Here is a 24153-nt window from a genome sequence, read left to right on the forward strand (position 1 = left end):
AAGGATCAAGTCATGCTCCAAAAACTCACGCGCGCGCCATTTGGGCTCACGCTTCCCAGCTTCACCCTACTCTTGATGGTCTTCGGAGTGCCGATTACATCCCTGCTCTTTATGAGCCTAAACGCTCCGGACTGGTCGTTCGTCAACTACCAGCGCTTCCTGTCTCAGAGTGCAAACATCTATGTCCTGCTCCAAACTATCGAGATCAGCATAGGAGCGACCGCCATATGCTTGGTCATAGGCTATCCTACAGCATACCTGATTGTGACAGCGCCCGAGCGCCAGCGAACGGTGTTCATCGTGCTAGTGCTGATTCCCTGGCTGACCAGTGGGCTGGTGCGGACATACGCCTGGACCGTGATCCTTGGTGACCACGGCCTAATCAACAACGTTTTGGTCGCCTCGGGGCTGGCATCATCCCCGGTTCCGCTCATCTACAATCGGTTCGCGGTTTTCGTTGGCATGGTCCACATCATGCTTCCGATGATGATCCTCCCTCTCCTGAGCGTGATGTACAACATTGATAAATCGTTGGTGGCTGCAGCGCGTAGCATGGGTGCTCGGCCCTTCACCGCTTTCTGGCGGGTGTTCTTGCCGCTGAGTTTACCAGGGGTTCGAAGCGGCTCGCTTCTCGTATTCGTGGGCTGCCTCGGATTCTACATCACCCCGCAGGCTCTTGGCGGATTGCGCGAGACGATGCTGTCTAAGCTGATTGTCAATCAGCTTCTCGTGTCGGCAAACCTGGGTGCGACGGCGGCGACAGCCTTCGTATTGCTCGCCGTTACGGCAGTCGTGCTCTCGATATTCGGGCTGGATCTCTCAGGATCACGGGAACGCGTACGGGGCGCGGTCGGAACAAAACGCCGATCATGGTTGTCAGCGCAGGGCGCCATGGGCAGGTGGTTCAACGAGCTCGGGACTTCCTGGCGGGCGAGTCGCTGGCAGCGACAGTTGTACCGTGCAGCTGCGCAGGTCCGTTGGGTGGAATTTGCCGGCGCGGGTTTTATGACGGTTGTTATGGTCTATTTGCTCGTTCCAGGCCTCATCGTCATCATCATGTCGTTCAGTGCGGGAGATTTCATCGAGTTCCCTCCGTCTGCGTTCTCGTTGCGGTGGTACGTGGCGTTCTTTGAGGATTCGACTTGGACCACGAGTTTGTCGAACAGCGTCGAGGTGGCGATCGATGTGGCCCTCCTCGCCACGGCCACGGGCACGCTCGCCGCGTATGGCCTCGGCCGCATGTCGCCGCAGTCGCGAAGCATCCTGACAATGATGATCCTGATGCCGATCACGTTTCCAGTCGTGATCGTGGGCGTTGCTGCTTATTACGGATTGTTCCACCTGCATCTGATCGGCACGAAGACTGGACTTGTGCTCGCGCATAGCATCGGCGCAAATGCCTACGTCGTGGTGATCGTGGCGGCGACGCTGGCTAATTTCGACCGGCGGCTGGAGCAGGCAGCCATGAGTATGCGGGCGGGACCGCTTCGCACGTTCTGGAGGGTCACACTTCCCTTAATCCGTCCTGGTATCCTCGGAGGAGCAGTGTTCGCGTTCATCGCTTCCTTCGATGAAGCCGTGGTCACTTCAATGATCAGCGGCTACTCCATACGCACGCTCCCATTGAGGATGTTGGAAAACGTAACTCAGCAGATCGACCCCAGCATAGCCGCAGTGGGCTCGCTGCTGACACTTCTGCCGGTGCTTTGGCTCTTCGTCCTGTACGTCTTGTATTGGCGGTCGAGGGGTAAGCCGCAGCGCGCGCACGCCCAGGCGGAAGCATGAACCACAGTCAAAGGTGGGTGTTCGCGACAGACGTGGCCTTGGCTCATCGCCAAGCGTCTCCTAACCGAGCCCCGCTCAGTAGTCGCCCAGCACGACAGGCGCCACGCGGTCCTTCGCCTCGGCATCGACCCAGAGCCACCGTGAGCGACGCCGGGCCGCCAGCGCTGATGTGATCTCGCGCTTTGCGCGCACGCTGATCTTCCCTGCCATAGATGCCACCGAGCTGTTTCGGCAGCTCCGCCCCAGACACGATCAGGGGAGTTGGCCGGTAAATTTTTAGCGAGGCAATACGCGGGGCAGCTCAGGATGGCGTTTGACAGAGGGGCGGCATCCAGTTTTACGCCCAATGCGGGCGGCAACGATTCGGCCCGTTGCAAGCCGTTTGGGCGGCAATTAAACTCCTTATGAAAGTTACGAGGCTGCCGGCCGCGCACGGCGCCAGGTTGCATTCGAACAATCCGATCGGGTCTCCAAGCGAGATCAAGCGCCGACCCGAAGAGGTCGGCGTCTTCCCAAGAGGATATACAGTGCCATCCCTTGGGCAAAACAACCACTGGGTTATTCCGCCTGCCACATAACATTGGAAACCATCGCCCCCTTGCGCAACGATCCCGCTGTCAGCTTCCCGGCTAAAGGCACCTGACCATGTGGTCTAAGCCGGCGAACGCGGTCACCACTTAGGCTGATACTTCCAATTGTACGTTGATCAACCCGTGTCAAAAATCAATTAGGCCATGAGCAACTAGTCACGTGAATCTAAAGTTCGCCACATAAAGTCTGCTGGGCTTTGTGACAGAAGCGTTTGACGGAAGCTCAAAATCTGGTCTGCGGACTTGGTCCATTTGAAGGGCTTGGGATTTTTGTTGTGCAGGTCGATGAAGGTACGGATGTCGGCCTCGAGCTGCCTAACGGAGGTGTGAACTCCTCGCTGGATCTGCTTTCTGGTGAGCTCAGCGAACCAGCGCTCGACCTGATTGATCCATGACGCGGAAGTCGGCGTGAAGTGGATATGATAATGCGGCCGGCGGGCGAGCCACGCTTTGATCTTGAGTGTCTTGTGGGTGGCGTAATTGTCCATGACGATATGGACATCGAGCCCTTCAGGGACTTGAGCGTCGATCTCTTTGAGGAACTTCAAGAACTCGACCGCCCGGTGCCGCTTGTAGCATTTGCCGATGACAAACCCCGAGGCGACATCAAGTGCAGCAAACAGCGTGGTCGTGCCAGCCGCACATAGCTGTGCGACGTTCCGGTACGCCAGGCATCATCGGCAAGACCGGCTGCTCGCGATCGAGTGCCTGAATCTGACTTTTCTCATCGATGCTGAGGACAACGGCTCGGTTCGGCGGGGACAGATAAAGGCCGACGATGTCGCGTACCTTGTCGACGAACAGCGGATCGCTCGATAACTTGAATGTCTGGCTACGGTGCGGCTGCAAGCCGAACGCCGCCCACATTCGGCGGATCGTGGTGTGGGAAAAGCCGGTTTCCGCAGCCATCGAGCGGATCGACCAGTGCGTCGCATCGGCTGGCGTCGTCCGCAACGTCCGCTCGATCACCGCGGCAACCTGATCGTCGTTGATGGTTCGAGGGCGACCAGGGCGGCCTCGTCAAGCAGGCCGTCACAGCGATCCTTCAAAAATCGGCGACGCCACTTCCCAACGGTGTGTTCGTGGAGGCCGAGTTCGGCAGCCACAGACTTGCTTGGCAAGCCATCCGCACATCGCAGGATCGCGCGGCATCGCTCAGATAGCGACCGGGCAACACGATGACGACGAACTTGCCTCTCCAGGTACGTCCGCTCCTGCTGGCTCAGCACTAACGGCGCAATCGGCCGGCCTCTCATACCTGCATTCGCCACAAGCGCTCTCCTCTACAGAGATTCGAGCTATCAACTAATGCGACGAACTTGCGTTCCAGATGACTAGTTACATGTTCAGCGCCGTGATTTCAACTGTTTCCCCGCAAATCTGAAAGCCGCTCACACCGGTCGCTTACAATCACGTACGGGAAGTTGGCTGCTGGCATTTCATCGACGCAGGCAATTTCATCGACGCAAAACGCAATCTCATTCTGGTAGCGAGACCGACACGAAATTAGCAAACCATTGATCGCCATCTCTATCGTTTTCCGTCGGGCAACTGAATCGAGAAGGATTCGGTCATGTCATCAGCGAGACCTTCCGTTTTGCCGAGTGCGTGCGGAGCTCGCGGTGGATATGATCCGCATGTGGTGCGAAGACGCCTTTGTGTTGGCTCAGAGATCAATCTTGAAGTCGGCGGCATTCAGCATGGCTATGCCGCTGGTCTCATGCGCACCCCCTCAACTCACCCTGGCGTGTTTGATCGCGCAAGGAGAGGAAAGCTTAGATTAAGGCCAAGGATGCTCGACCTCCAGTTTGCTGTCGCATTACGACACCATACTTTGGTGGTGTAGGGCATGTCTGGGTGAGGGGCGGGAATCGGGTCAGGCCATTTCGCTGCCACGTAGCGCTTCGCCGGCTCGACCGTGCCACATTGAAGAGTAATCCCCGCTGCGTCGGAGGCATTCCGGACAGTCGTAGCCATGGCCTGCCACTTCGTGCAGGCACTCATCTTGGCGTTGTTCCGCGACACAACGTAAGAATCCGCAGGTATTCGGCGCATCGGCCCTGATTTTTGCGGCATTCAAACCTTTGCAGGGCGTACATTCGCCTTCAGCAATCAGGCATATAAGGTCTCAAGGAGGGGAAAAGCATGACCATTCGGTTAAACCGCAGGGCGTTTATGGCGGCGACATCTTCCGCCGTCGTTGCTCCCACGCTCATTTCCTGTGCCGGCCGAGCCTATGCGCAACGAGCTGGAGAACTGCGGATCGTTTCGCTCGGCGGAGGATTCGGTAAGGCGGTGACCGAAGCTTACCTCAAGCCCTTTCAGGCGGAAACGGGGATCAAGGTGGTACCGATTACCCAGGATCTCGATGTCGCCCAAGTAGGTCTCATGGTCCAGTCGAAGAACGTGCTCGTTGACGTCGGGCTCTCAAACCAAGCCTCTGCGCTGACGCTGGCTGCGAGTGGACACTTGGAGGAGGTGGACTACTCCATTTATAGCAAAGACGAATTGAGCGCTGTTGAAAGTTATTCGAAGCACAAGAACGCCTTCAGTAGTTACATTTACTCGACGAATATGGTGTACAACACCAAAAAATATCCCACGGGTAAGCCACGTCCCACAACGTGGGCTGAGTATTGGGATGTAGCTAAATTCCCTGGATCTCGGGCGCTACATACTGGCGAGTTCGGCAGCGAGGGGCCTTGGGAGGAGGCGTTGCTGGCGAATGGCGTTTCAAAGGACGCACTCTATCCGATCGACATCGACCGGGCATTCGCCAGTTTGGACCGGATCAAGCCACATGTTCGGAAGTGGTGGACCAACGGCTCAGAAGTGCTGCAGATCATGCGGGACAACGTCGCTGACATCGTGCAGTCCTATGATGGTCGCGCGCTTTCGCTGGTCGACGCCGGAGAGCCGTTGGAGATCAACCGAAATCAGGCGAAGCTGACTTGGGATTACTGGTATATCCTCAAAGGTAGCCCGAATGCCGGGAATGCGCAGAAGTTCATCGAATTTACGAGTCGTCCTGGCCCACAGGCCGAGTTCGCTCGTCTCTATGCACAGGCGCCGAGCAACCGCAACGCGTACAAACTGCTCACCGAGACTGTCGCTAAAAAGCTTGCAACATATCCTGACTATCTGGCGGGTAGCTTCCCGTTGAATGTGAGCTGGTACAATGAGGTCGGCAAAGACGGCCTTTCGAACAGGCAGCGGCTTGCCCAGAGGTGGAACGAATGGATCTTGCGCTAAAGGGCCGCATCCAGTTCTGCGCCCAATGCGTGCGTCCAGCAATACGGCCCGTTACAAGCCGTGCGGGCGGCACTTGCATTCAAGTTCAAGTTTAGTCCGAGCGCCCTAGACTTGTGAGGTTGCAAGGCCGCTGATGAACAGATCTGCCGACGAATATAGGTCGGCCGACGATGAGGTGAATTCATGACGACTCATGTGACAACTTCTGCTGTTGAGGCTCTTCCGCCGCGAGGCCCCGCGTATCGTTGGAATTCTGATCAGCAGATTGTTGGCTATCGTGAGAGAGCGAGGATCGAGCCGGTGCGCGTCGTCGCCCGCGGTCCTCAGACCCAGCCTCTGCCGGTTTCGGTGCGGGGAATTTCGCCGCGCTGGATGTGGAACGGCCAGGCGATGGACGTTGACCGCTACATGACAGAGGCGCGTGTTTCTGGGGTTGTGGTTCTCAAGGATCGGGAGATCCTCCTTGAACGCTATGGCCTGGGTCGAACGGAGAAGCACCGGTGGGACAGTCAGTCCGTGACGAAGTCGGTGACTGCCATTCTTGTTGGGGCGGCCATCCTGGACGGCTCTATTCGCTGCATGGACGATTTGGTCGTCGGTTACCTTCCCGAGCTACGTGGCAGTGCCTATGAGGGCGTGACTGTTCGCCATTTACTCACCATGAGCTCCGGCGTGAAATTCGACGGCGACTACGTCAACGCTGACGGCGATGGCTCTCGGCTTTGGGCGGAGCCCTTCGTCAACGGCCTCGACCCGATGCTCGCCTACATGCGTCGCCAGCCCAGGGTGGAGGCTCCGGGGGCCAGGTTCGCCTACAAGGACGCGGATACCGACTTGGCCGGGCTCCTCGTCTCCAGGGCGGTCGGTACATCCCTGTCCCACTATCTCTCGTGCAAGCTGTGGCAGCCCTACGGCATGGAGAAAGACGCGTATTGGATGGTCAACCCCGCCGGCAACGAACGCGCCAACTGCGGTCTCATCGTCGCACTTCGCGACTTGGCGCGCATTGGACAGTTCCTGGTGGAGGGCGGCAAGGCCGCCGGCCAGCACGTCGTCTCGCCAGAATGGCTCAAACACGCAACAAGCGAGCAGATTCCATTGCCTCCCGGGTCGTCACGTGAGGGGCTTACGGGATATGGATACTTCTGGTGGACCGGTCGGGAATATTACGCGGCTTTGGGCCACTCCGGGCAAGGCATTTTCGTCCATCCACGTGAGAGGGTCGTCATCGCGGTGAACTCGGTGTGGCCCGAACCGAACACGGACGCACACCGGCAGGCCATGGGCGCTTTCATCCACGCCTTGATCGAGGCGGCTGCTTGAGGCACGCCAGCCGAACAGCGCCGAACGCAGGGAGTTTTGGCCCTGCGTTGTACGCCACGAATTCGAAGCCTCAGTCGGGCGGCGCCTTCAAGTTTAGCGTCGTCCCAACTATGCTAGGTCCACTGCGGACTTCGGACGCAGTCACTGTGGATACAGTTTCTGGGGATGGCAATGGCCAGGTGGGGCTTTGCCTGTGCCGGTGCCACCAACAACTTCGACGTTGCGTTGTTGGACGATGACGCTGCCGCCAGCGAAATCAGATGAAAGTCTGATTGATCGGCATGCCGTCGAACTGAAGTCGGTGAGATGATGTCGACCAGTGGGGCGGGTTCACGTTGACGGGGCAGGATATTGAGAATGACATCGGCGAATGGACAACGCCGATCCCCCGGCTTAATGGGCAATATTGCAGACAATGATGTAATTGCGGTCGACGCCCGCGGCACGAAAGGTCCGCTATCTACAAGCCTTCTGCAATCTTACGAATCGGACGCGCTATAAGGCCTGGATGTCTCGTAGAAAGAAACATCAGTATGTGCGGTCGACGGGGTAGGTCAGGTCCTGTTCGAGGGAAAAGGCCAAGTCCCAGCCCGGGGCGCTCACGGCACTCATTCGCAAGCGAGCTCCACACGCCGAGCGGTTTGGTTGATGAGATTGGGCGATGGCGAGTTGGCTGTGGCATGAGCTTCGTAGGGTTGATCTTCCAGTGGTCTGTATCGGCGCTCGGCATGCGCTCGCGACTTTGTCAGTGCGCATGAACAAAAGCGACCAGAACGATGCTCGAGGTCTGGCGGACTGGCGGTTGGCTGGCATCGAGAAGTCAAGGTCAAGAGCGAGGAAAGCCTGCAGATCTGTGCGATACTCATGGCGAAATCCCGGCCCGTGGCCATTCGTCGAGATATCGAAGGCCCAGCCCACAGTCTCATCAAAGAGTACGGCTTGCTGCTCCCCCGTGCGATCGGGCTGCAATTCCGCAATCAAGTTCGTGAGCTATTGAGTGAGTCATCAGCTCGTCAGTGCGATCGCGCCGCTTCTGTCGATCCATGAACAGCGGCGCTGTAAGCAAAGCAACCAAGTCCGCCAGTCGACCGCTGCTGCAGCTTCATCTGCCGGTGCCGGGAAAGGCCTGCACCGGATCGGAGTGAACCGCCCCGGGTTTGCCGGAGGCTCCAACTCCTGAGAGGAGGGAGCCATGACAAGCAAGACGACGAACAAGTTTTCACCTGAGGTCCGCGATCGAGCGGTTCGGATGGTTCTGGATCACGCCGGCGAGCACCCGTCGCGGTGGGCGGCAGTGACGGCCAAGATCGGCTGCACCCCGCAGACGCTGCATGACTGGGCCAAGAAGGCCGAGGTCGACAGCGGGCAGCGGGCCGGTTTTCCAACCGGGATGGCCGAGAAGCTGAAGGCCCTGGAACGGGAGAACCGTGAGCTTCGGCAAGCCAACGAGATCTTGCGCAAGGCGAGCGCGTATTTTGCGATGGCGGAGCTCGACCGCCGGTCCAAGCCATGATCGGCGTCATTGACGAGCATCGCGGGGCGCATGGGGTCGAGCCCGCCAGTTCAAGGCGCCGAGGCCTAACGTCCTTTGGCTCTCCGACTTCACCTATGGTGCGCCTCGCCCCACATTTGGGGAAGTGAACCTCCTCTGAATTGATGGACGCCCGTAGTAGGCTCGAAGAGCCAGGAGGTGTCGGATGGAAGGACGTCAACGTCGCTCGTTTACCGATGACTACAAGCGGCAAGCGGTTGATCTCGTAGCGTCTAAAGCATGATGGCATTAGGTTCGATATCCTGAGTTTTTGAGGTAATTGGCGCATTCCTCGGAGCTGAAGGCATCGAGTGCGTAGCCGATTGCGGCGCAGACCGCGTCGACAGTTCGCGCGGCGGCCTTTCGGAGCAGATGCTTTAGCTTGGCAAAGACCTGTTCGATCGGGTTCAAGTCGGGCGAGTATTTCGGCAGGAAGAACAGTTTGGCGCCGACCGAACGGATGAGCTGACGAACTGCTTTGCTCCGGTGGCTGCCGAGGTTATCCAAGACGACGATATCGCCAGGTCGAAGGACGGGCAGAAGAACCTTCTCGATATAGGTGCGAAAGCTCACGCCATCGATCGGCCCTTCGATGAACCATGGCGCATCGATCCGGTCATGGCGCAGGGCCGCCAGGAAGGTCATGGTCTTCCAACGGGCGTGGGGAACCTTGGTGTGAAGTCTGTGTCCGCGCGGCGCCCATCCCCGCAAGGGGGCCATATCGGTCCTGGTCCAGGTCTCGTCGATGAAGACCAGCCGCTCAGCTTCGACGCGACCTTCGCCGCGCCACCTCGGGGCGATCGCGTTCGCCAGCCGCCACGCTTTTTTTTGAAGCTGAGCTTCTCGGCATGCACAAAGTCCCACACCGAGTGGTAGTCGACCTTCAGGCCGCGTCCGGCGAGCTCGGCAACGAGCCCGCGTATGGTGAAATCGCCGTCGCGACAGCCAGACCGCGTGGTCTCCCGAAACCGCCTTCGGCTTGTGACCGCCCATCTGGCCCGGCTCGACGCTGCCGGTCTCATCGACCCGCTTCATCCAGCCAATGGCCGTGCTGATCGCGACCCCAAACTGCTTGGCTGCCTGATTGCGGGACATCCCGCCCACGATCGCGGACACGACACGCTTACGGAGATCCAGAGAATAAGGCTTGCCCATCCATGCTGGCCTCCAACCCAGCCAGCATGGTGAATCAGAAACTCACTGATTTGGGAATCCCAAATCGATTCAACCTAACCCCATCCCGCTTTAGCGGTCGCGCGATCGGCTCGGTTGCGAAGGAACTTGGCTTGCGTGATTCCGTGCTAGGGCGGTGGGTGGAGCAGCGAGGGGCCCGGCTGGAGCCGACGGCGTGCTGCCGTCTGTCGCGCGGCGATCAGGATGGAAGGCAGCGTCAATCAAGGTGGGAGAGTTTCGCTGGGCTCGTGACGTAGGGAGGGCGTAGCCCGACCGGAGTTACGAGCCCAGCGTCGGCGCGATCCCGAGGAGGACCGCGCCGACTGGTGATCGCGGCCGGCGGGGTTATGCAAGTGGTTCTTCCGCCAAGAGGAATCACTCGCTTGCCCGGCCGACACATCACAGATCACCAGATGAGATGGGATGGTTGCCGCCCTCCCTCGATGGCATCGATATGTGCCAAAAACGTGTTGTTTGATCACAGCGAAGAGGACGGCAAATTGATGGATACGGTGATTGGGGTAGATCTGGCGAAGAATGTCTTCCAGCTCCACGGCGCATCAACAACTGGGCATCTCAAGTTTCGAAAGAAGCTGTCTCGGCCACAGTTCAGGAAGTTCATGGCGGAGCACCCAACGGCAATGGTGGTGATGGAAGCTTGCGGCAGCGCTCACTATTGGGCACGAGAGATGGTTAAGCTCGGCCATGAAGTTAGACTGATCGCGCCGCAATACGTGAAGCCTTTCGTGAAGCGCCAAAAAACGACGCGGCTGATGCCGAAGCAATAGTGATCGCTGCACAGCGCCCAGAGATGCGCTTCGTCGAGCCGAAATCGGAAGAGCAGCAGGCCAGAGCAATGTTATTTCGGACTCGGCAGCGGCTTGTTCGTCAGCGTACTGATTTAGTCAACGCATTACGTGCTGCTGTTTACGAATTTGGTCATACCGTCCCACAAGGCATCGAACAACTTAAACGCATTGCCGCAATCCTCAAGGAGCCGAACGTCGATCTGCCGGAACTAGTTCGGGAGGAATGCTGGAGTCTCATTGATCAAATTACCCAGAAGACGGAGCGGATTAATGCCAAGACAGAGCAACTCAAGAAGTTGGCGGCGCGGACGGGAGCGGCGCGCCGGCTGCAAACAATGCCAGGGGTCGGTCCGCTGACCGCGCTGGCGATCGAGGCTTTCGCGCCCGATATGACAACTTTCAAATGTGGTCGAGACTTCGCAGCTTGGCTCGGCTTAGTCCCGCGGCAACATTCCTCCGGAGGAAAGGAAAGGCTTGGGCGCGTTTCGAGAGAGGGACAAGCGGACATTCGCCAATTACTCATCGTTGGAGCTATGTCGCGATTGAACTGGCTGGGGCGCAAGTCGATCCCCGAAGGCTCATGGCTTGCGCAGATTCTCGTCAGGAAGCCACGCATGCTGGTGGCGATCGCCCTGGCGAACAAGATGGCTCGGGCGATTTGGGCCATGCTCATCCGGAAGGAGGACTATCGACATCCGACGCAGGTCGTGACGGCATGATTTCATGCAGCACTGAATAGCCTGGGTTGGTGAGGGGGTGTGAGAAGTCGACGACCCGAATGGGCGTAATGATCGAACAGATCTGGATCAGGGAAACCAGCTAGAGCCAAAGAGCCATTGTGCTCGGAGATGAGAATTGGACCTGACCCGCGGATCACCATACCGGCCAGCGGCTTCTGCAAGCGCCGCAATGAAAGGCCTGACAGAAGACCGCACTCGATCACACACCAAAGGGACAGAAACTTCTTGCATTACAGGCGGCAACCACAGAAGGCTCTACATGAAGTACCGTCAGACCGATAGCCCGCCAGTGGCGGCGGCCAAGGCGTCATTCAGTGCGTCGACCGCCTATCGGATCGAGAGCGACCCCCGACTTCCATCGCAAAGGAAGGCTCCCCGCGGCCGGCGCCGACCGGACCCGTTGAGCGACGTGTTCGAGACCGAGATCGTCCCAATCCTGAAGGCGGCACCTGGCTTACGCCCGGTGGCGGTCTTCGAGGAGATGCTACGACGTCATCCGGATCTGGGCACCGGTATCCGTCGTACCCTGGAACGTCGGATCCGTGCATGGCGGGCGATCCACGGCGCGGAGCAGGAGGTAATCTTCCGCCAAACCCACGAGCCTGGCCAGCTCGGCCTCTCCGAGTTCACCGACATGGGCGAGTTGGGTGTTACGATCGCGGGTGCTCCGTTGGATCATCGTCTCTATCACTTCCGTTTGGCCTATTGCGGGTTCGAGCACGCCCACGTCGTGCTTGGCGGCGAGAGCTTCGTTGCCCTGGCCGAGGGCCTGCAGAATGCCCTCTGGTCGCTCGGTGGGGCGCCGCGGGAGCATCGGACCGACAGTCTGTCGGCCGCATTCTGCAATCTCGATCGCGATGCACGGGACGATCTGACGCAGCGATACGAGGCCCTTTGTGCCCACTACGGCATGCGGCCTTCCCGCAACAATAGAGGCGTTGCTCACGAGAATGGTTCGATCGAAGGGCCTCACGGTCATCTCAAGCGAACAATCGCGGACGCCTTGCTGCTGCGCGGAACTGTCGATTTCGACGATCTTGCCACCTATCGCGGCTTCATCGACGAGATCGTCAGCCGCCGCAATGCCCGCAACGCCAAGCGGATCGATAGCGAGCGCGTGGTGTTGCAGGAGCTGCCCGATCGGCGCACCTCCGACTACGAAGAGGTGATCGTCCGCGTGACCTCGTCCGGCGGCTTCACCCTGCGCAAGGTGTTCTACACGGTGCCATCGCGCCTGATCGGTCACCGGCTGCGGGTGCGCCTTTACGACGATCGTCTCGACGTGTTCGTCGGCGGCACCCATCTCGTCACCCTGCCGCGTGGGCGGCCGCATCCCAATGGCAAGTACGACCAGGTCGTCGATTATCGGCACGTGATCCATTCCCTGCGGCGCAAGCCGATGGCGCTTCTCAATCTGGTCTACCGAGATCGGCTGTTCCCGCGGAATGCCTATCGGAAGACCTTCGATCGCTTGCGCGAACGCTTGCCGGACAAAAAAGCCTGCCGGATCATGGTCGATCTCCTCGCGCTCGCCCATGAACGCGGCTGCGAGGCCGAACTCGCCGATCAGCTCACCGCCGATCTCGAGGCCGGCCGACTGCCCGACCTCAACCGGCTACGTGCTCACTTCGCCCCCGATCCCGCCAACCTGCCGAACGTCGTGGTGCAGCTCGTGCCGCTTGCGACCTACGAATGCCTCATCGGTACCGCCGAGACCGGAGGTGCCGCATGAGCGTAACGAACACGGTTGATGCCGCGCGCCTCAATCTGTTGCTCAATGAGCTCCGGCTGCCTGCCAGCAAGGTGCTGTGGGCGCAATTTGCCGAACAGTCCGACAAGGAAGGCTGGCCGGCCGGCCGCTTCCTCGCGACCATCGCCGAGCACGAGATCGCCGAACGCGGCCGCCGTCGGATCGAACGACACCTTGTCGAAGCACGTTTACCCGCCGGAAAGACCTTCGACAGCTTCGACTTCGAAGCCGTGCCGATGATCTCGAAGGCGCAGGTGATGGCGCTCGCCGCCGGTGACAGCTGGCTGGGCAAGGGCGCCAATTTGCTGTTGTTCGGCCCGCCCGGCGGCGGAAAGAGCCACTTGGCGGCAGCGATTGGCCTGGCCCTCGTCGAGAACGGATGGCGCGTCCTCTTCACCCGCACCACCGATCTCGTGCAGAAGCTCCAGCTGGCGCGACGCGAGCTCAACCTCGAGGCGGCCATCAATCGTCTCGATCGCTTCGATCTCCTGATCCTTGATGATCTCGCTTACGTCACCAAGGATCAGGCCGAGACCAGCGTGCTGTTCGAGCTCATCAGTGCACGCTACGAGCGCCGCTCGATGCTGATCACCGCCAATCAGCCATTCGGCGAATGGAACAGGGTCTTCCCGGACCCCGCCATGACCCTCGCCGCCATCGATCGCCTCGTTCACCACGCCACCATCGTCGAGATGAACGTCGAGAGCTCTCGCAGACGGACCGCCCTCGAACGAAAACGCGGTCCAGGACGGCCGCCATCGCACGCGACACCCAAAACCGTCGCTGATTGACGCTGCGCGACAATCAGAGTTCAACAAAACTCTTGCGCGCGACAATCATCGCGGCAATCATCATCAGGCCGCGACACTGCCTCGCCATCCTGATTGCCGCGCACTTCCTACCCAGATTGCCGCGCTACAGCCGTCGGCGGACCACGCGGCGGAGATCGCTCGTCTGCAGCGCGAGAACGACCGGCTGCGCATGGAGCGGGATATTTTAAAAAAGTCCATTGCGATCTTTGCTGGAGTTCAGAAATGAGATTTCGCTTCATCGAAGATCGCCGCGCCGACTATCCAGTGACGATCATGTGCGACGTGCTTGGCATCTCGCCTGCTGGCTATTACGCCTGGCGAGCGCGCCCTGAGAGCCAGCGGGCCATTGCCAACCGTGAGCTCGTCGACGACATCAAGCGGGTTCATCGCGATACAAACGGCCGCTACGGCAGCCCGCGCATCCATGCCGAGCTGAGAGCCCAAGGCCGTGGAGCGAGCGGTGGTCGCATCGAGCGGTTGATGCGTCGTCACGGTATCAGAGCCATGATGGCGAGGCCGCGACGGGTGCGCACCACCGACAGCCGTCACGATTTCCCGATCGCGGCGAACTTGCTCGAGCGCAACTTCGTCGCCGCCGCGCCGAACCACATCTGGCTCGCCGACATCACCTATGTCCAAACTGATCAGGGCTGGCTCTATCTGGCCACGGTCATGGACCTCTACAGCCGCAAGATCGTCGGCTGGGCGATGGCGGATCATTTGCGCGCCGAGCTGCCTCTGGCGGCGTTGCGGATGGCAATCGCGGCCCAGCGGCCAAATGCCGGCCTGATCCACCATTCCGATCGCGGCGTTCAATATGCATCGGCGGATTATCGCAAGCTGATGCAAGCCACCGGCCTCAGGGCCTCGATGAGCCGCAAGGGCGACTGCTATGACAATGCTCCGACGGAGAGCTTCTTTCACACGCTCAAGACGGAGCTCGTTCACCACCGGCACTATGAAACGCGGGCAGAAGCCACACGGGATCTCTTTGCCTATATCGAGGGCTTCTACAATCGAGTTCGCCGTCACTCCGCCATCGGCTTTATCAGCCCGATCGAGATGGAGCTAAAAGCAGCTTAACCCTGTCCATTTTTTCGGTGGAAGATCAAAGCGCGTATGACTGGAATGCAAAAGCGAAAGGAGGAAGAAAAAAATGACTTGTCCCCTGCTGTGAGGGGACATGAGCCCAAGCGGCGGTGACCTGTCGTCAACTGGCAGGGTGACGTAGCCCGCAGGTAAAGGGGATTGAGGCGACGCCGTTAAGCCGAGATGGTCCCCGAGGCTGAAGTATTGGAAGGTTGAGGAACACGAACCGGTTCACCCGCATCTGAGGGCTGAAATGTCGCCTCCGCCTACACGGCTTAGCAGGTGGAATGCTGATGATGTCGCCGGACAGATACGACGGCCGGCATCCGAACGCGAGGGCCAGATGTAAGGACGCTCGCGAGGGGTCATGGGGAGAACGCAGCCAGACCATGGCATCGGCATCGACTTGCGGAAAGCAAGGGAAAAGACTGCGACCGGCAGCCTCACCAATACGATGACGTCCAGCATATGAACGAGGGAAGGCATGATGGAATACCCACGATGCTTTGTGTCGCAAGGGAGTTGCCCCTGACGTCCACCATGCTGGCGGAGTTTCCGTAGTAGTCCGCGGAAGGGAACGCCTGCCACATGGCGAAGGGGAACAGTTCAAACTGCTTGGAGTGCAAACTACCTGACCCAATGAGGTGAAGACCTTTGATAATCAGTGAAATGCAGCACAAGCTCGCGACATGGGCCGGGAGCGATCCGAACCGAAGGTTCGATCGCCTCCTTCGGCTGATTGCCAACCGGGAATGGCTTGCCGAGGCCGCTCGGATTGTTCTGGCGTCAAGTGGCGCACGAACACCGGGCATCGACGGCATAGATAGGCAACGACTGCAGGTCAGATTGGATCCGCATCTGGATGACCTGCGGAAAAGCCTGCTGGAGGAGAGTTATCGCCCCCAGCCGGTGAAGCGAATCCATATCCCGAAAACCAACGGCAAGCTACGCCCACTGGGTATTCCGACCCTGACGGATCGCATCGTCCAACGAGCCATGCTCATGGCCATGGAGCCAATCTGGGAAAGCGACTTCCATCGCCTATCCTATGGCTTCCGGCCTGAACGGACCGTGCACCATGCCGTCCGCACCGTGAAGATACAGCTCCAGGATGGAGCCGACATGACGAGGGGCGCTGGATCATCGAAGGTGATCTGGCAAGCTACTTCGACACGGTCCATCATCGGCTGCTTATCAGATGTGTGCGGCGACGAGTGCAGGACGGGCGGTTTGTTGATCTTCTGGCGGTTCCTGAAGGCAGGTCACATTGACCGTGACCTGTTTACAGCCTCCAGCGAGGGTGTTCCGCAAGGTGGCGTGCTGTCACCGCTCTTGTCCAACATCATGCTCCACGAGTTTGATGCGTGGCTGGAGGCGAATACCTGAGCGACAAGGCTCGCAAGGACTGGGCATGGAACGGCCGCCCGATCACGGTTCGAGAGAACCGCAATGGAAGCCGGCGGTTGCTTATTGCCGATACGCTGACGACTTTGTCGTCATCGTAAAAGGGACCAAAGCTCAAGCAGAGGAAATCCGCGAAGAATGCCGCGCCTTTCTGGAAGGCAAGCTGAAATTGACGCTGAACATGGAGAAAACCCATATCACTCACGTCAATGACGGCTTCGTCTTTCTGGGGCACAGGATCATTCGCAAGCGAGGGTCGCACGGGCGCATGTCCGTCGTCACAACGATACCCAAGGAAAAGGCGAAGGAGTTTGTTCGCAGGCTCACTGAAGCCCTTTCCGGCAATCATAGTGTCAGCACGGTCGACATGATCGCTGGCCTGAACCGTCAAGTGGCGGGATGGGCAGCGTTCTATAAGTTCACCGACTTCACCGCGCACGTATTCCGGCGCATCGACCATGTCGTATTCTGGAAAATGGCGCACTGGCTGGGGCACAAATACCGGTCTCGCATCAAACCTTTGATGCGGAAATGGTACCGCCCCCCGGAACCGGGCAAGGCGAAAACCTGGCTCGTGTTTGGTCGAAATGAACGCGGCGGGCCCCACGGAAAAGCACTTTACCGGCTTGTCTCAAGTCCGAAGGCGCAGTTCCGATGGCGCAATCCGGAGGAAAATCCCTACATCTTCCGAAAAGAAGCCCGCAGCACTGTCACCTCGCACTATCAGGATGTTGCTATGGCCATGGGCCAAGCTTGAACAGAGAGCCGTATGCGCTGAAAGGTGCACGTACGGTTCGGGGAGGAGAAGCGCGCTCGCGCTTCTTACTCCACTCCCGACCTGGGCCGGCTTCGTCTACGTTGCCTTCGTCATCCACGCCTATGCCCGCAGGATCGTGGGCTGGCGGGCCTCGCGCACGGCGCACGCCGGCTTCGTGCTCGATGCGTTTGGAGCAGGCCTTGCACCATCGAAGGCCGGTCCATCGCGGCGGTCTCGTGCACCACAGCGATAGGGGCAGCCAAGGCGGATTCAAACGGTCGTCGCAACACCAATTGTTTTCACTCATGACAGTAATTCGTCAAGCGCTTCTGCCGGCGTTTTCCAGCCCAGTGTCTTTCTCGGTCGGGCGTTGTGCGGGCCATGGCGTAGCTTCGAGGCCGTCGAGTTCGCGATCCTGGAATGGGTGGATTGATTCAACAACCGGCGGATGCTGAAGCCCATCGGCAACATTCCGCCGGCCGAAGCCGAGCAACGCTACTACGCCATGCTGGAACAGCCGGCCATGGCGGCATAACTAAAACCAAATGGCCTCCGGCAAACCCGCGGCGGTTCAGAGCCGAACTCTTTACCCTTCGCGCAGAACGTTCTTATCGACATCCATGTCGCGCCCGGCCGCCGCCACCGACACCCCTCGCTCCTAAGAGGTCGACCGCCTCGAACTTGGACTCGCGACTGAACTTCCGTCTCTTCTTCGTCCATCTCCGGCTTCAACGAAACTCCTAATCATGGTCTCCATCAAACCGGCGGCAGCTCAATCATAGGCTTACTATCTCGCTCGGAGCGCTTAATCGCGTCTTCAAGGAGCCTCTGTACTAACGTATTATACGGGATCCCGGACTCCTCCATCATCTTCGAAAACATGCTTGACGGAGTACGGCTGGGACTAGGGCCGACCTCGTTAATCAGTAGTTCCCCACTAGGTCGCATAAAAAAGTCCACGCGGGCCAATGCCTCACAGCCGAGCACCCTGAACGCTTCGCAAGCTAGCGCTCGCACTCGATCGGCGGCCGTTTCGTCTAGCTCTGCTTTCGTTTTGAATATTACTCCCTTCCCTTCCATTTTCGCCCGATACGTGAAAAAGGCGTGCTGATCAGTCAGGATGATCTCGCTTGGCCATGAACAAAGTAAGTTATTCGGCTGCAGAGGGTCCTGTAAAATAGCGCAGTGGAGTTCACGACCCTCGACGTCCTCCTCGACTAAGACCTTGTTGCCACAGCTAAACGCAAGATCGACAGCTGTCTTGAACTCCGATTCGCACGTGACCTTATTGACGCCAATAGAATCATGGAGGCTCGCCGGCTTCACAAATAGCGAACGGCTGCAGAGCACTTCTTGGGCAAACTTAAATTGAACCTCCTCTCGATCTATGAGAGCTAGAGACCGACTGGTGGGGAGGCCTGCGTCGCGCAATATTCGTTTGGTGATTTGCTTGTCCGCGCATAATGCCGGCGCAGGCATTCGGGACCCTACAAACGGCACCTGCGCGGTTTCCAGTACACCTTCCAAAATGCCATCTAGCAGGGTTGGGAACACTACGTCGACGTAACATATTCCATCGCCCTCGTTGGACCGATGAACGAGCGCCTTGCCGCCCCCTCCCGGCAGGAACATTATTTGCGCACCTGACGATTCCGAGTGTAACGGAAATTCCTTGATGTTCTCCTGTAACCACCACTTCCCGTCCCGCGCGACATCGACCAGTATCGGACTATATCGTTTCCGGTCCAAGGCTTCATAGATAGATCGAGCGTTTTTCCTTGACACATCGTGCCCGACAGAGCGGCCGCCGGCTATTAGTGCCACGTTTAGTGTGGTCATGATTAGCGTTTTCCTAAGTGGTTCGAGACGTGGCGAGCGGGAATAGGCCACAGCGTGAAGGAACCACCCGCAGCGGCGATCTGCAACTACAAAAAAAGGGGGTGGCAATCTTATGACCGCTGATTATTAATGCTGCTTAGAGTTGGAAAAGCAGCTAGGAGATAGTCGATGACGATGTCCCGTTGACTACGCTGAGCCGCCCAAGATCGCGCGCGTTTGCGGCATCCTATGGAAGTGACGACCGAAGGCCCTGCCTTGTGACGGTGACCTGCCCCTGCGTATTTCCTCCAGATGGAGTTAGAGTCCGGCCCGAAGTGCAGCGAGGCCGAACTTTGGACCATTCAGAACTAGAGTTTTTCGCCGTGATCACGTTGGCGAGCTGGATGCGCCGACGTGGTTTTGCAGCAAAATCGGCGGTCGATTGCCGATCGCGCCATGGGGCCGCTCTTCATTGTAGTATCTGCGCCAAGTCTCCACCTTTTGCTGGGCGTCCGCAAGGGACAGGAACCAGTGGGCGTTGAGGCATTCGGCCCTGAAGCGGCCGTTGAAGGCCTCAATGAACGCGTTGTCGGTTGGCTTACCGGGCCGCGAGAAGTCCAGGGTGACACCGCGCTGGTAGGCCCAGAGGTCAAGATCGCGGGACACGAACTCGCTGCCTTGATCGACGCGGATCGTTGCCGGGAATCCCACTTCCTTGCAGGCCCTTTCCAGCACCTCCACAACATCGGTGCCGCGGAAGGTGAACCGTGGCGCCAGCGCTGGCGAGAAGCGGGAGAAGGTATCGACAATCGTGAGCACGCGCAGCTTGTGTCCGGTCGCCAACTGGTCATGGACGAAGTCCATCGCCCAGGTCTCGTTCGATCGCGTCGCCGGCCTGCGATCATCGCGCAGCTTGGCCTTGACCCGGCGCTTGGGCGTTTTGCTGCGTAATTGCAGGCCCAATTCGCGATAGATGCGCCGCGTCTTGTTCTGGCCATGGCGCCAGCCTTCACGACGCAGCAGGACGTGAACACGACGATAACCGTAGCGAATACGAACATGGCAGATCTCCTTGATCTTCTGTTCGAGGGCAGCCTGGCCAGGGCGACGGGACTTGTAGTGGTAGGTCGAGCGGTCAAATTCGAGAGCGTCACAGGCCCGGCGGATCGAGACCTGCCATTCGCTGCGGACCGCGTCGACCAGCATGCGCTTCCGACCAGGCTTCATAGCTTTCGGCGGATCACGTCCTGCAGCATCTCCTTGTCGAGCGACAGGTCCGCGACCAGCTTCTTCAGCTTGCCGTTCTCCTCCTCGAGCTGCTTCAGCCGACGCATCTCGGTCGGCAACAGCCCGTCATACTTCTTCTTCCAATTGAAGTAGGTCGCCTGGCTGATCCCGGCCTTACGGCAGATCTCCGCCACCGCGACCCCGTCGTTGCCCTGTTTCAGGATGAACGCCTTCTGGGCGTCTGAAAACTTCGAGGCCTTCATGGTCCATCGCTCCTCCCAGCCGAAGGGTTCGGCAGCGAGAACTCTAGCCAAAAATGGTCCAGTTTGCCGGCCTCAGATCAAAGAAGGACGGACAGATGAAGCAGCAAGGTTCACGGAAGAGCAGATTATCGCGGTATTGAAGGAGCATGAGGCTGGAGCAAAGACGGCCGACCTGGCTCGCAAGCACGGGGTCTCGGAAGCAACGATCTACAATTGGAAGGCCAAATTCGGCGGCATGGACGTTTCAGAGGCGAAGCGGCTGAGGGCGCTGGAGGACGAGAACGCGAAGCTGAAGAAGCTTCTAGCCGAGCAGATGCTCGACGCCGCCGCCCTTCGCGAGCTGCTTGTCGCCAACAGTGGTTGCATATGAGGATGATGCCGGAGCAGAGCTAGTTTGTGATGTGCTCCTGGTTAATGGGCTCGATAGCTGTTTCGCAAACCTCGGGACCCCGGAAATGCAGTTCGTCGCTGCTCTGGATGGCAAGACGGACGTGCGCTGCTTGCTTGGCCTTTCCGAAGCCGTTGTGACGGGAGCGGCCGACGGCTAACGCGCTTATGGCGAACAGAGCGGCAGCAACGCTCCTTCATTGTGGGCCCGGACTAGCTAACAGCCTGTCTCTCATGTTTGCTGTCAAGCGATTCGATCAAGCGGAGCCGCTTCCGGCTGAGCGCCCGGACGCTGGACTTCGAAGGTGCCCACGGTAGGAGGCAGGGCCAAAGACGACGGTTGATCAAGCTCTCATTCGCGGGTTGGGTACCGCATGACCGTTGTTTCGTCTTGGGGCTGCCTCGGTCTAGGGGGCGAGCGTCGACAATGCCGGCTCATAACAGGCCACGAGGATTCCCCACCGCGCCCGCCTCCTGCCCTGGGCACCGATATGGTCGAGCAGCGCTCTTCAGGCGGCCGGCCCCAGTTGTACTTGACGAGTGATCGCCCACAGGAAGCCGACCATCTCGCGTGCAATGGCGGTGGTGACGATCACCTTGGGTTTGCCGGCCGCCGACAAGCGGCGATAGCGGGCGCACAGCCTGACCTGGGCCTTCCAGGCGATATCGCGGATAGCTTGTGGCAGGCGCTCGTTACGGTCATGGAGCTTGCGACTGACGCGGGCTTGCATGCGATAGGTCCATGCCCCCTCGATCAGAGCCCGCCTGGCCAGAGCGTTGCCGGCCTTGGTGATACCGCCGCGTCGGATGGTGGCGCCACTCGAATGCTCCGACGGCACGAGGCCGAGAAAGGCCATCAACTGGCGGGATTGTCGAAGCGAGAGAAGTCGCCGACCTCGGCAACCACGGTCACGGCAACGATGAAGGCGACGCCGCGCATGGCCTGCACGGCCTCAACGAATGGCGTCATCGACCATTGTGGCGCCAGCTCTTCGATCCGCTTGGTCAAGCAGTCCACACGGGCCTCAGCATCGGTCATGGCATGAATGTAGTCCTGCAGAACGATTTGGCTTGCTGGGTGATCGAAGCGCACCGTGGTGAGCCAGCGACGATAAGCCAGGGTCCACCCCTTCTTCCCGGCATAGATGCGCCCATGCCGCAGCAGAAAGCCTTGGAGATGTTGCCGCGCCTTGCCGAGCACACGCATCGCTGTGGCGCGGGCTCTCACCAAATCGCGCATGGCCTCATGCGCCGCATCCGGAACCCACACCGCTGTCAGCTCGCCGCTCCGGTGCAGCTTGGCCAGCATCGCCGCATCGCGCCGATCGGTTTTTACCCGATCCCCGGCCTTCAGCGGGATCAGCGAGGGGGCCACCACGATGCAGTTGTGCCCCAGTCCCGTCAGTTGTCGATGCAGGCCATATCCGCAGGGGCCGGCTTCGTAGCAAAAACTTACCTGCCGGTCACCCTTGCCAAGCTTCTTCGCCAGCTTGTCGATCTGATCGGCGCGATTGGGGATGATCCCGAAGTTACGAACTTCCCCGCCGCGCATCCCTTCGGCCACCGCAACCGAAATCGTCGCCTTGTGCACATCCAACCCCACGAAAATGCTATCGTTCATCAGGCCCGCTCCCCATGCTTGAGGCTCGGCGCCGGACCATCCGGCGCAACCCTCGATAGGAGCTTGCCGCGGGGCGGGCCGCCCGTCACCTCAGAGGGCGAACATAGGGTCTAGAGCGGTTCCCGACCGGATTGAATCGTTTGAGATTCCCAAATCAGGCCGGTTCTGATTCAAGGTGCCTGCTGGCGAAGGGGGCTGGCAGGTATGGTGCCAGATCTTTCGATTGATTTGCGCAAGCATGTGCTCGCCGCCGTCGCGGGCCGCATGTCGTGTCGAGAGGCTGCGGCGCACTTTCGAGTGGGCGTGTCGAGCGCTATCCGGTGGGTGGCGCAAGCTCGAAGGACAGGTGAGGTCACGCCGAAGCCACAGGGCGGCGATCGACGTTCGCGGGCGATCGAAGGGCAGGCTGAGCGCATCCTCGCACTGATAGCGACCAAGCCCGACAACACATTGGAGGAACTGAAGGCGGCGCTCGCCGCCGATGGACACACCCTTCAGCGTCTCCGCATTGTCACGCTTCTTCCAGCGTCGGAAGATCACGCTCAAAAAAAGACCGTATATGCCACCGAGCAAGAGCGGCCGGACGTCCTGAAGAAGCGAGAAGAGTGGAGCGACGGCCAGATTGGCCTCGATCCTGCCAGGCTCATCTTCATTGACGAGACATGGGCGTCGACCAACATGGCGCGCATGCGCGGGCGTGCGCCCCGCGGCCACCGCTGCGGGCCTCCATCCCGCACGGCCGTTGGAAGACGAACTACCTTCGTTGCAGGCCTGCGCCTGTCGGGCATGGTAGCGCCGATGGTTCTCGACGGGCCGATCAACGGGCTCGCCTTCCAGGCTTATGTGGACCAGGTGCTCGTTCCAGAATTGCGGGAAGGTGACGTTGTCGTCATGGATAATCTCGGCAGCCACAAGGGTGCAGGCGTCCGCGCAGCGATCGAGGCTACCGGCGCAAGCTCCTTTATCTCCCGCCCTACAGCCCCGATCTCAATCCGATCGAGAACGCCTTCTCCAAACTCAAAGCGCTGCTGCGCACCGCTGTAGAGCGAACCGTCGAAGGCTTATGGAGCGCAATCGGGCGCTGCTGACCTTGCCCCCAAGTTTTATCCAGTCCTGAGTTCGCCCTGGCTGTTGGATTTGCCCGGTTGGGCGGTGGTAGCGACGGGAGCTGGCGCGGAGTCCTCGGCATAGCGCAGCGCCAGATCCCGGCGCGGATGGCAGGTCAAGGCCAACTTGGACGGCGTCTCCCATCCGAGCCGCGAATGTGGTCGTGCATCGTTGTAATCGGCCCGCCAGCATCCAAACGTGACGCGGGCCTGGGCCAGCGACGTGAACAGCGTCTCGTTCAACAGTTCATCCCGCAGCCGGCCGTTGATGGGGAAGACGGCCCCGCTTCCTCGGCGCCGGCGATATACTGGCGATGGACGAACCCGGTAACAGGAGCAATTCACCAATGGAAGTCGCGACAATTGGGTTGGACATTTCGAAGCACGTATTTCACATCCATGCAGTTGATGGCCAAGGCCAAGTGGCCGGTCGCCAACGCCTCCGGCGAGGCGAGATCGTGTCGTCCTTCTCCTCGCTCGCGCCTTCGCATTGAGGCCTGCGCGACTGCTCACCACTGGGCGCGGGAGATTCGGCAGTTTGGACATGATGTGAGATTGATCCCGCCGGCCTATGTTAAATCCTACGTACGAAGAGGAGCCAAGAATGACGCCGCTGACGCGGCCGCGATCTGCGAAGCGGTTCACCCGTCCCAATATGCGGTTCGTTCCCATCAAGAGCGGCGAGAACCAGGGCTTCTTGAGATCCAGCGACCTGC

8 protein-coding genes, 15 pseudogenes and 1 other annotated feature are annotated in these 24153 nt (G+C 59.5%); of the genes and pseudogenes, 15 read left to right on the plus strand and 8 right to left on the minus strand.

What is annotated here, in order from left to right; all coding sequences use genetic code 11:
* The first annotated feature begins 12 nt into the window (after positions 1-12).
* Positions 13-1785, plus strand: coding sequence for an ABC transporter permease subunit (locus tag XH96_RS32740; protein WP_194389584.1), 1773 nt, complete (start codon positions 13-15; stop codon positions 1783-1785).
* A 75-nt stretch (positions 1786-1860) separates the two neighbouring features.
* Here the strand turns inward: XH96_RS32740 and XH96_RS39705 are convergent, their stop codons facing one another.
* Both XH96_RS39705 and XH96_RS32745 read right to left on the minus strand, forming a co-directional pair.
* Entirely contained in the window at positions 1861-1995 is a 135-nt protein-coding gene (locus tag XH96_RS39705; RefSeq protein ID WP_256439325.1) for a hypothetical protein, read from the minus strand.
* Between the two features lie 546 nt (positions 1996-2541).
* Positions 2542-3646, minus strand: a pseudogene (locus tag XH96_RS32745) (IS630 family transposase).
* An 874-nt stretch (positions 3647-4520) separates the two neighbouring features.
* Here XH96_RS32745 and XH96_RS32750 point away from each other — a divergent pair.
* The gene (locus XH96_RS32750; protein WP_194389585.1) at positions 4521-5627 is read left to right on the plus strand and encodes an ABC transporter substrate-binding protein; all 1107 of its coding nucleotides are present in this window, start codon (positions 4521-4523) and stop codon (positions 5625-5627) included.
* A 183-nt stretch (positions 5628-5810) separates the two neighbouring features.
* Complete coding sequence (locus XH96_RS32755; protein ID WP_194389586.1) at positions 5811-6950, plus strand: serine hydrolase; 1140 nt, start codon at positions 5811-5813, stop codon at positions 6948-6950.
* 149 nt (positions 6951-7099) lie between these two features.
* Here the strand turns inward: XH96_RS32755 and XH96_RS39430 are convergent.
* A pseudogene (locus XH96_RS39430) lies at positions 7100-7242 on the minus strand (ATP-binding protein); the annotation flags it as partial.
* 900 nt (positions 7243-8142) lie between these two features.
* Here XH96_RS39430 and XH96_RS32760 point away from each other — a divergent pair.
* A pseudogene (locus XH96_RS32760) lies at positions 8143-8507 on the plus strand (transposase); the annotation flags it as partial.
* Positions 8418-8524: a sequence feature (AL1L pseudoknot), on the plus strand. (Overlaps the previous pseudogene by 90 nt.)
* Positions 8525-8730: 206 nt before the next feature.
* Here XH96_RS32760 and XH96_RS32765 read toward each other — a convergent pair.
* Positions 8731-9636, minus strand: a pseudogene (locus XH96_RS32765) (IS630 family transposase).
* 521 nt (positions 9637-10157) lie between these two features.
* Here XH96_RS32765 and XH96_RS32770 point away from each other — a divergent pair.
* The 7 genes and pseudogenes from XH96_RS32770 to XH96_RS39950 form a co-directional block, all read left to right on the plus strand.
* Positions 10158-11182, plus strand: a pseudogene (locus XH96_RS32770) (IS110 family transposase).
* A 280-nt stretch (positions 11183-11462) separates the two neighbouring features.
* A complete protein-coding gene (gene istA, locus XH96_RS32775) occupies positions 11463-12935 on the plus strand; it encodes an IS21 family transposase (protein WP_194394351.1) in 1473 nt (490 codons plus the stop codon).
* Positions 12932-13744 (plus strand): IS21-like element helper ATPase IstB, encoded by an 813-nt coding sequence (istB, locus tag XH96_RS32780; protein WP_210337802.1) that lies wholly within the window; start codon positions 12932-12934, stop codon positions 13742-13744. Before istA ends, istB begins: the two co-directional genes overlap by 4 nt.
* 109 nt (positions 13745-13853) lie before the next feature.
* Positions 13854-14848 (plus strand): annotated as a pseudogene (locus tag XH96_RS32785) (IS3 family transposase); the annotation flags it as partial.
* A 660-nt stretch (positions 14849-15508) separates the two neighbouring features.
* Positions 15509-17015 (plus strand): annotated as a pseudogene (gene ltrA, locus XH96_RS39940) (group II intron reverse transcriptase/maturase).
* Between the two features lie 67 nt (positions 17016-17082).
* Positions 17083-17272, plus strand: a pseudogene (locus XH96_RS39945) (DDE-type integrase/transposase/recombinase); the annotation flags it as partial.
* A gap of 119 nt (positions 17273-17391) precedes the next feature.
* Positions 17392-17550 (plus strand): annotated as a pseudogene (locus tag XH96_RS39950) (IS3 family transposase); the annotation flags it as partial.
* Positions 17551-17771: 221 nt separating this feature from the next.
* Here the strand turns inward: XH96_RS39950 and XH96_RS32800 are convergent.
* Together XH96_RS32800 and XH96_RS32805 are read right to left on the minus strand one after the other, a co-directional pair.
* Positions 17772-18854 (minus strand): D-alanine--D-alanine ligase, encoded by a 1083-nt coding sequence (locus XH96_RS32800; RefSeq protein WP_194389589.1) that lies wholly within the window; start codon positions 18852-18854, stop codon positions 17772-17774.
* Positions 18855-19220: 366 nt separating this feature from the next.
* A protein-coding gene (locus XH96_RS32805; protein ID WP_194389433.1) for an IS3 family transposase occupies positions 19221-20323 on the minus strand; the annotation gives its coding sequence in 2 pieces (ribosomal slippage) (positions 19221-20062 and positions 20062-20323; 1104 coding nt in all).
* Between the two features lie 76 nt (positions 20324-20399).
* On the opposite strand from XH96_RS32805, the pseudogene XH96_RS32810 reads away from it, so the two are divergent.
* Positions 20400-20669: pseudogene (locus XH96_RS32810) on the plus strand (transposase); the annotation flags it as partial.
* A gap of 10 nt (positions 20670-20679) precedes the next feature.
* Positions 20680-20962 (plus strand): annotated as a pseudogene (locus tag XH96_RS39445) (thiamine pyrophosphate-binding protein); the annotation flags it as partial.
* Between the two features lie 257 nt (positions 20963-21219).
* On the opposite strand, the pseudogene XH96_RS32815 reads toward XH96_RS39445, so the two are convergent.
* Positions 21220-22331 (minus strand): annotated as a pseudogene (locus XH96_RS32815) (IS110 family transposase).
* A gap of 264 nt (positions 22332-22595) precedes the next feature.
* Here XH96_RS32815 and XH96_RS32820 point away from each other — a divergent pair.
* Positions 22596-23308 (plus strand): annotated as a pseudogene (locus XH96_RS32820) (IS630 family transposase); the annotation flags it as partial.
* A gap of 126 nt (positions 23309-23434) precedes the next feature.
* Here the strand turns inward: XH96_RS32820 and XH96_RS32825 are convergent.
* Positions 23435-23704 (minus strand): annotated as a pseudogene (locus XH96_RS32825) (transposase); the annotation flags it as partial.
* Between the two features lie 80 nt (positions 23705-23784).
* Between XH96_RS32825 and XH96_RS39450 the strand changes: the two are divergent.
* A pseudogene (locus tag XH96_RS39450) lies at positions 23785-24137 on the plus strand (transposase); the annotation flags it as partial.
* Between the last annotated feature and the right edge of the window lie 16 nt (positions 24138-24153).

Source organism: Bradyrhizobium sp. CCBAU 51765 (assembly GCF_015291725.1).
Lineage (GTDB): Bacteria > Pseudomonadota > Alphaproteobacteria > Rhizobiales > Xanthobacteraceae > Bradyrhizobium > Bradyrhizobium liaoningense.

Bases quoted from the DNA above. Each gene is read 5' to 3' on its own strand.
- XH96_RS32740 (WP_194389584.1), top strand. From the start codon at position 13: ATGCTCCAAAAACTCACGCGCGCGCCATTTGGGCTCACGCTTCCCAGC.
- XH96_RS39705 (WP_256439325.1), bottom strand. From the start codon at position 1,995: ATGGCAGGGAAGATCAGCGTGCGCGCAAAGCGCGAGATCACATCAGCG.
- XH96_RS32750 (WP_194389585.1), top strand. From the start codon at position 4,521: ATGACCATTCGGTTAAACCGCAGGGCGTTTATGGCGGCGACATCTTCC.
- XH96_RS32755 (WP_194389586.1), top strand. From the start codon at position 5,811: ATGACGACTCATGTGACAACTTCTGCTGTTGAGGCTCTTCCGCCGCGA.
- istA (WP_194394351.1), top strand. From the start codon at position 11,463: ATGAAGTACCGTCAGACCGATAGCCCGCCAGTGGCGGCGGCCAAGGCG.
- istB (WP_210337802.1), top strand. From the start codon at position 12,932: ATGAGCGTAACGAACACGGTTGATGCCGCGCGCCTCAATCTGTTGCTC.
- XH96_RS32800 (WP_194389589.1), bottom strand. From the start codon at position 18,854: ATGACCACACTAAACGTGGCACTAATAGCCGGCGGCCGCTCTGTCGGG.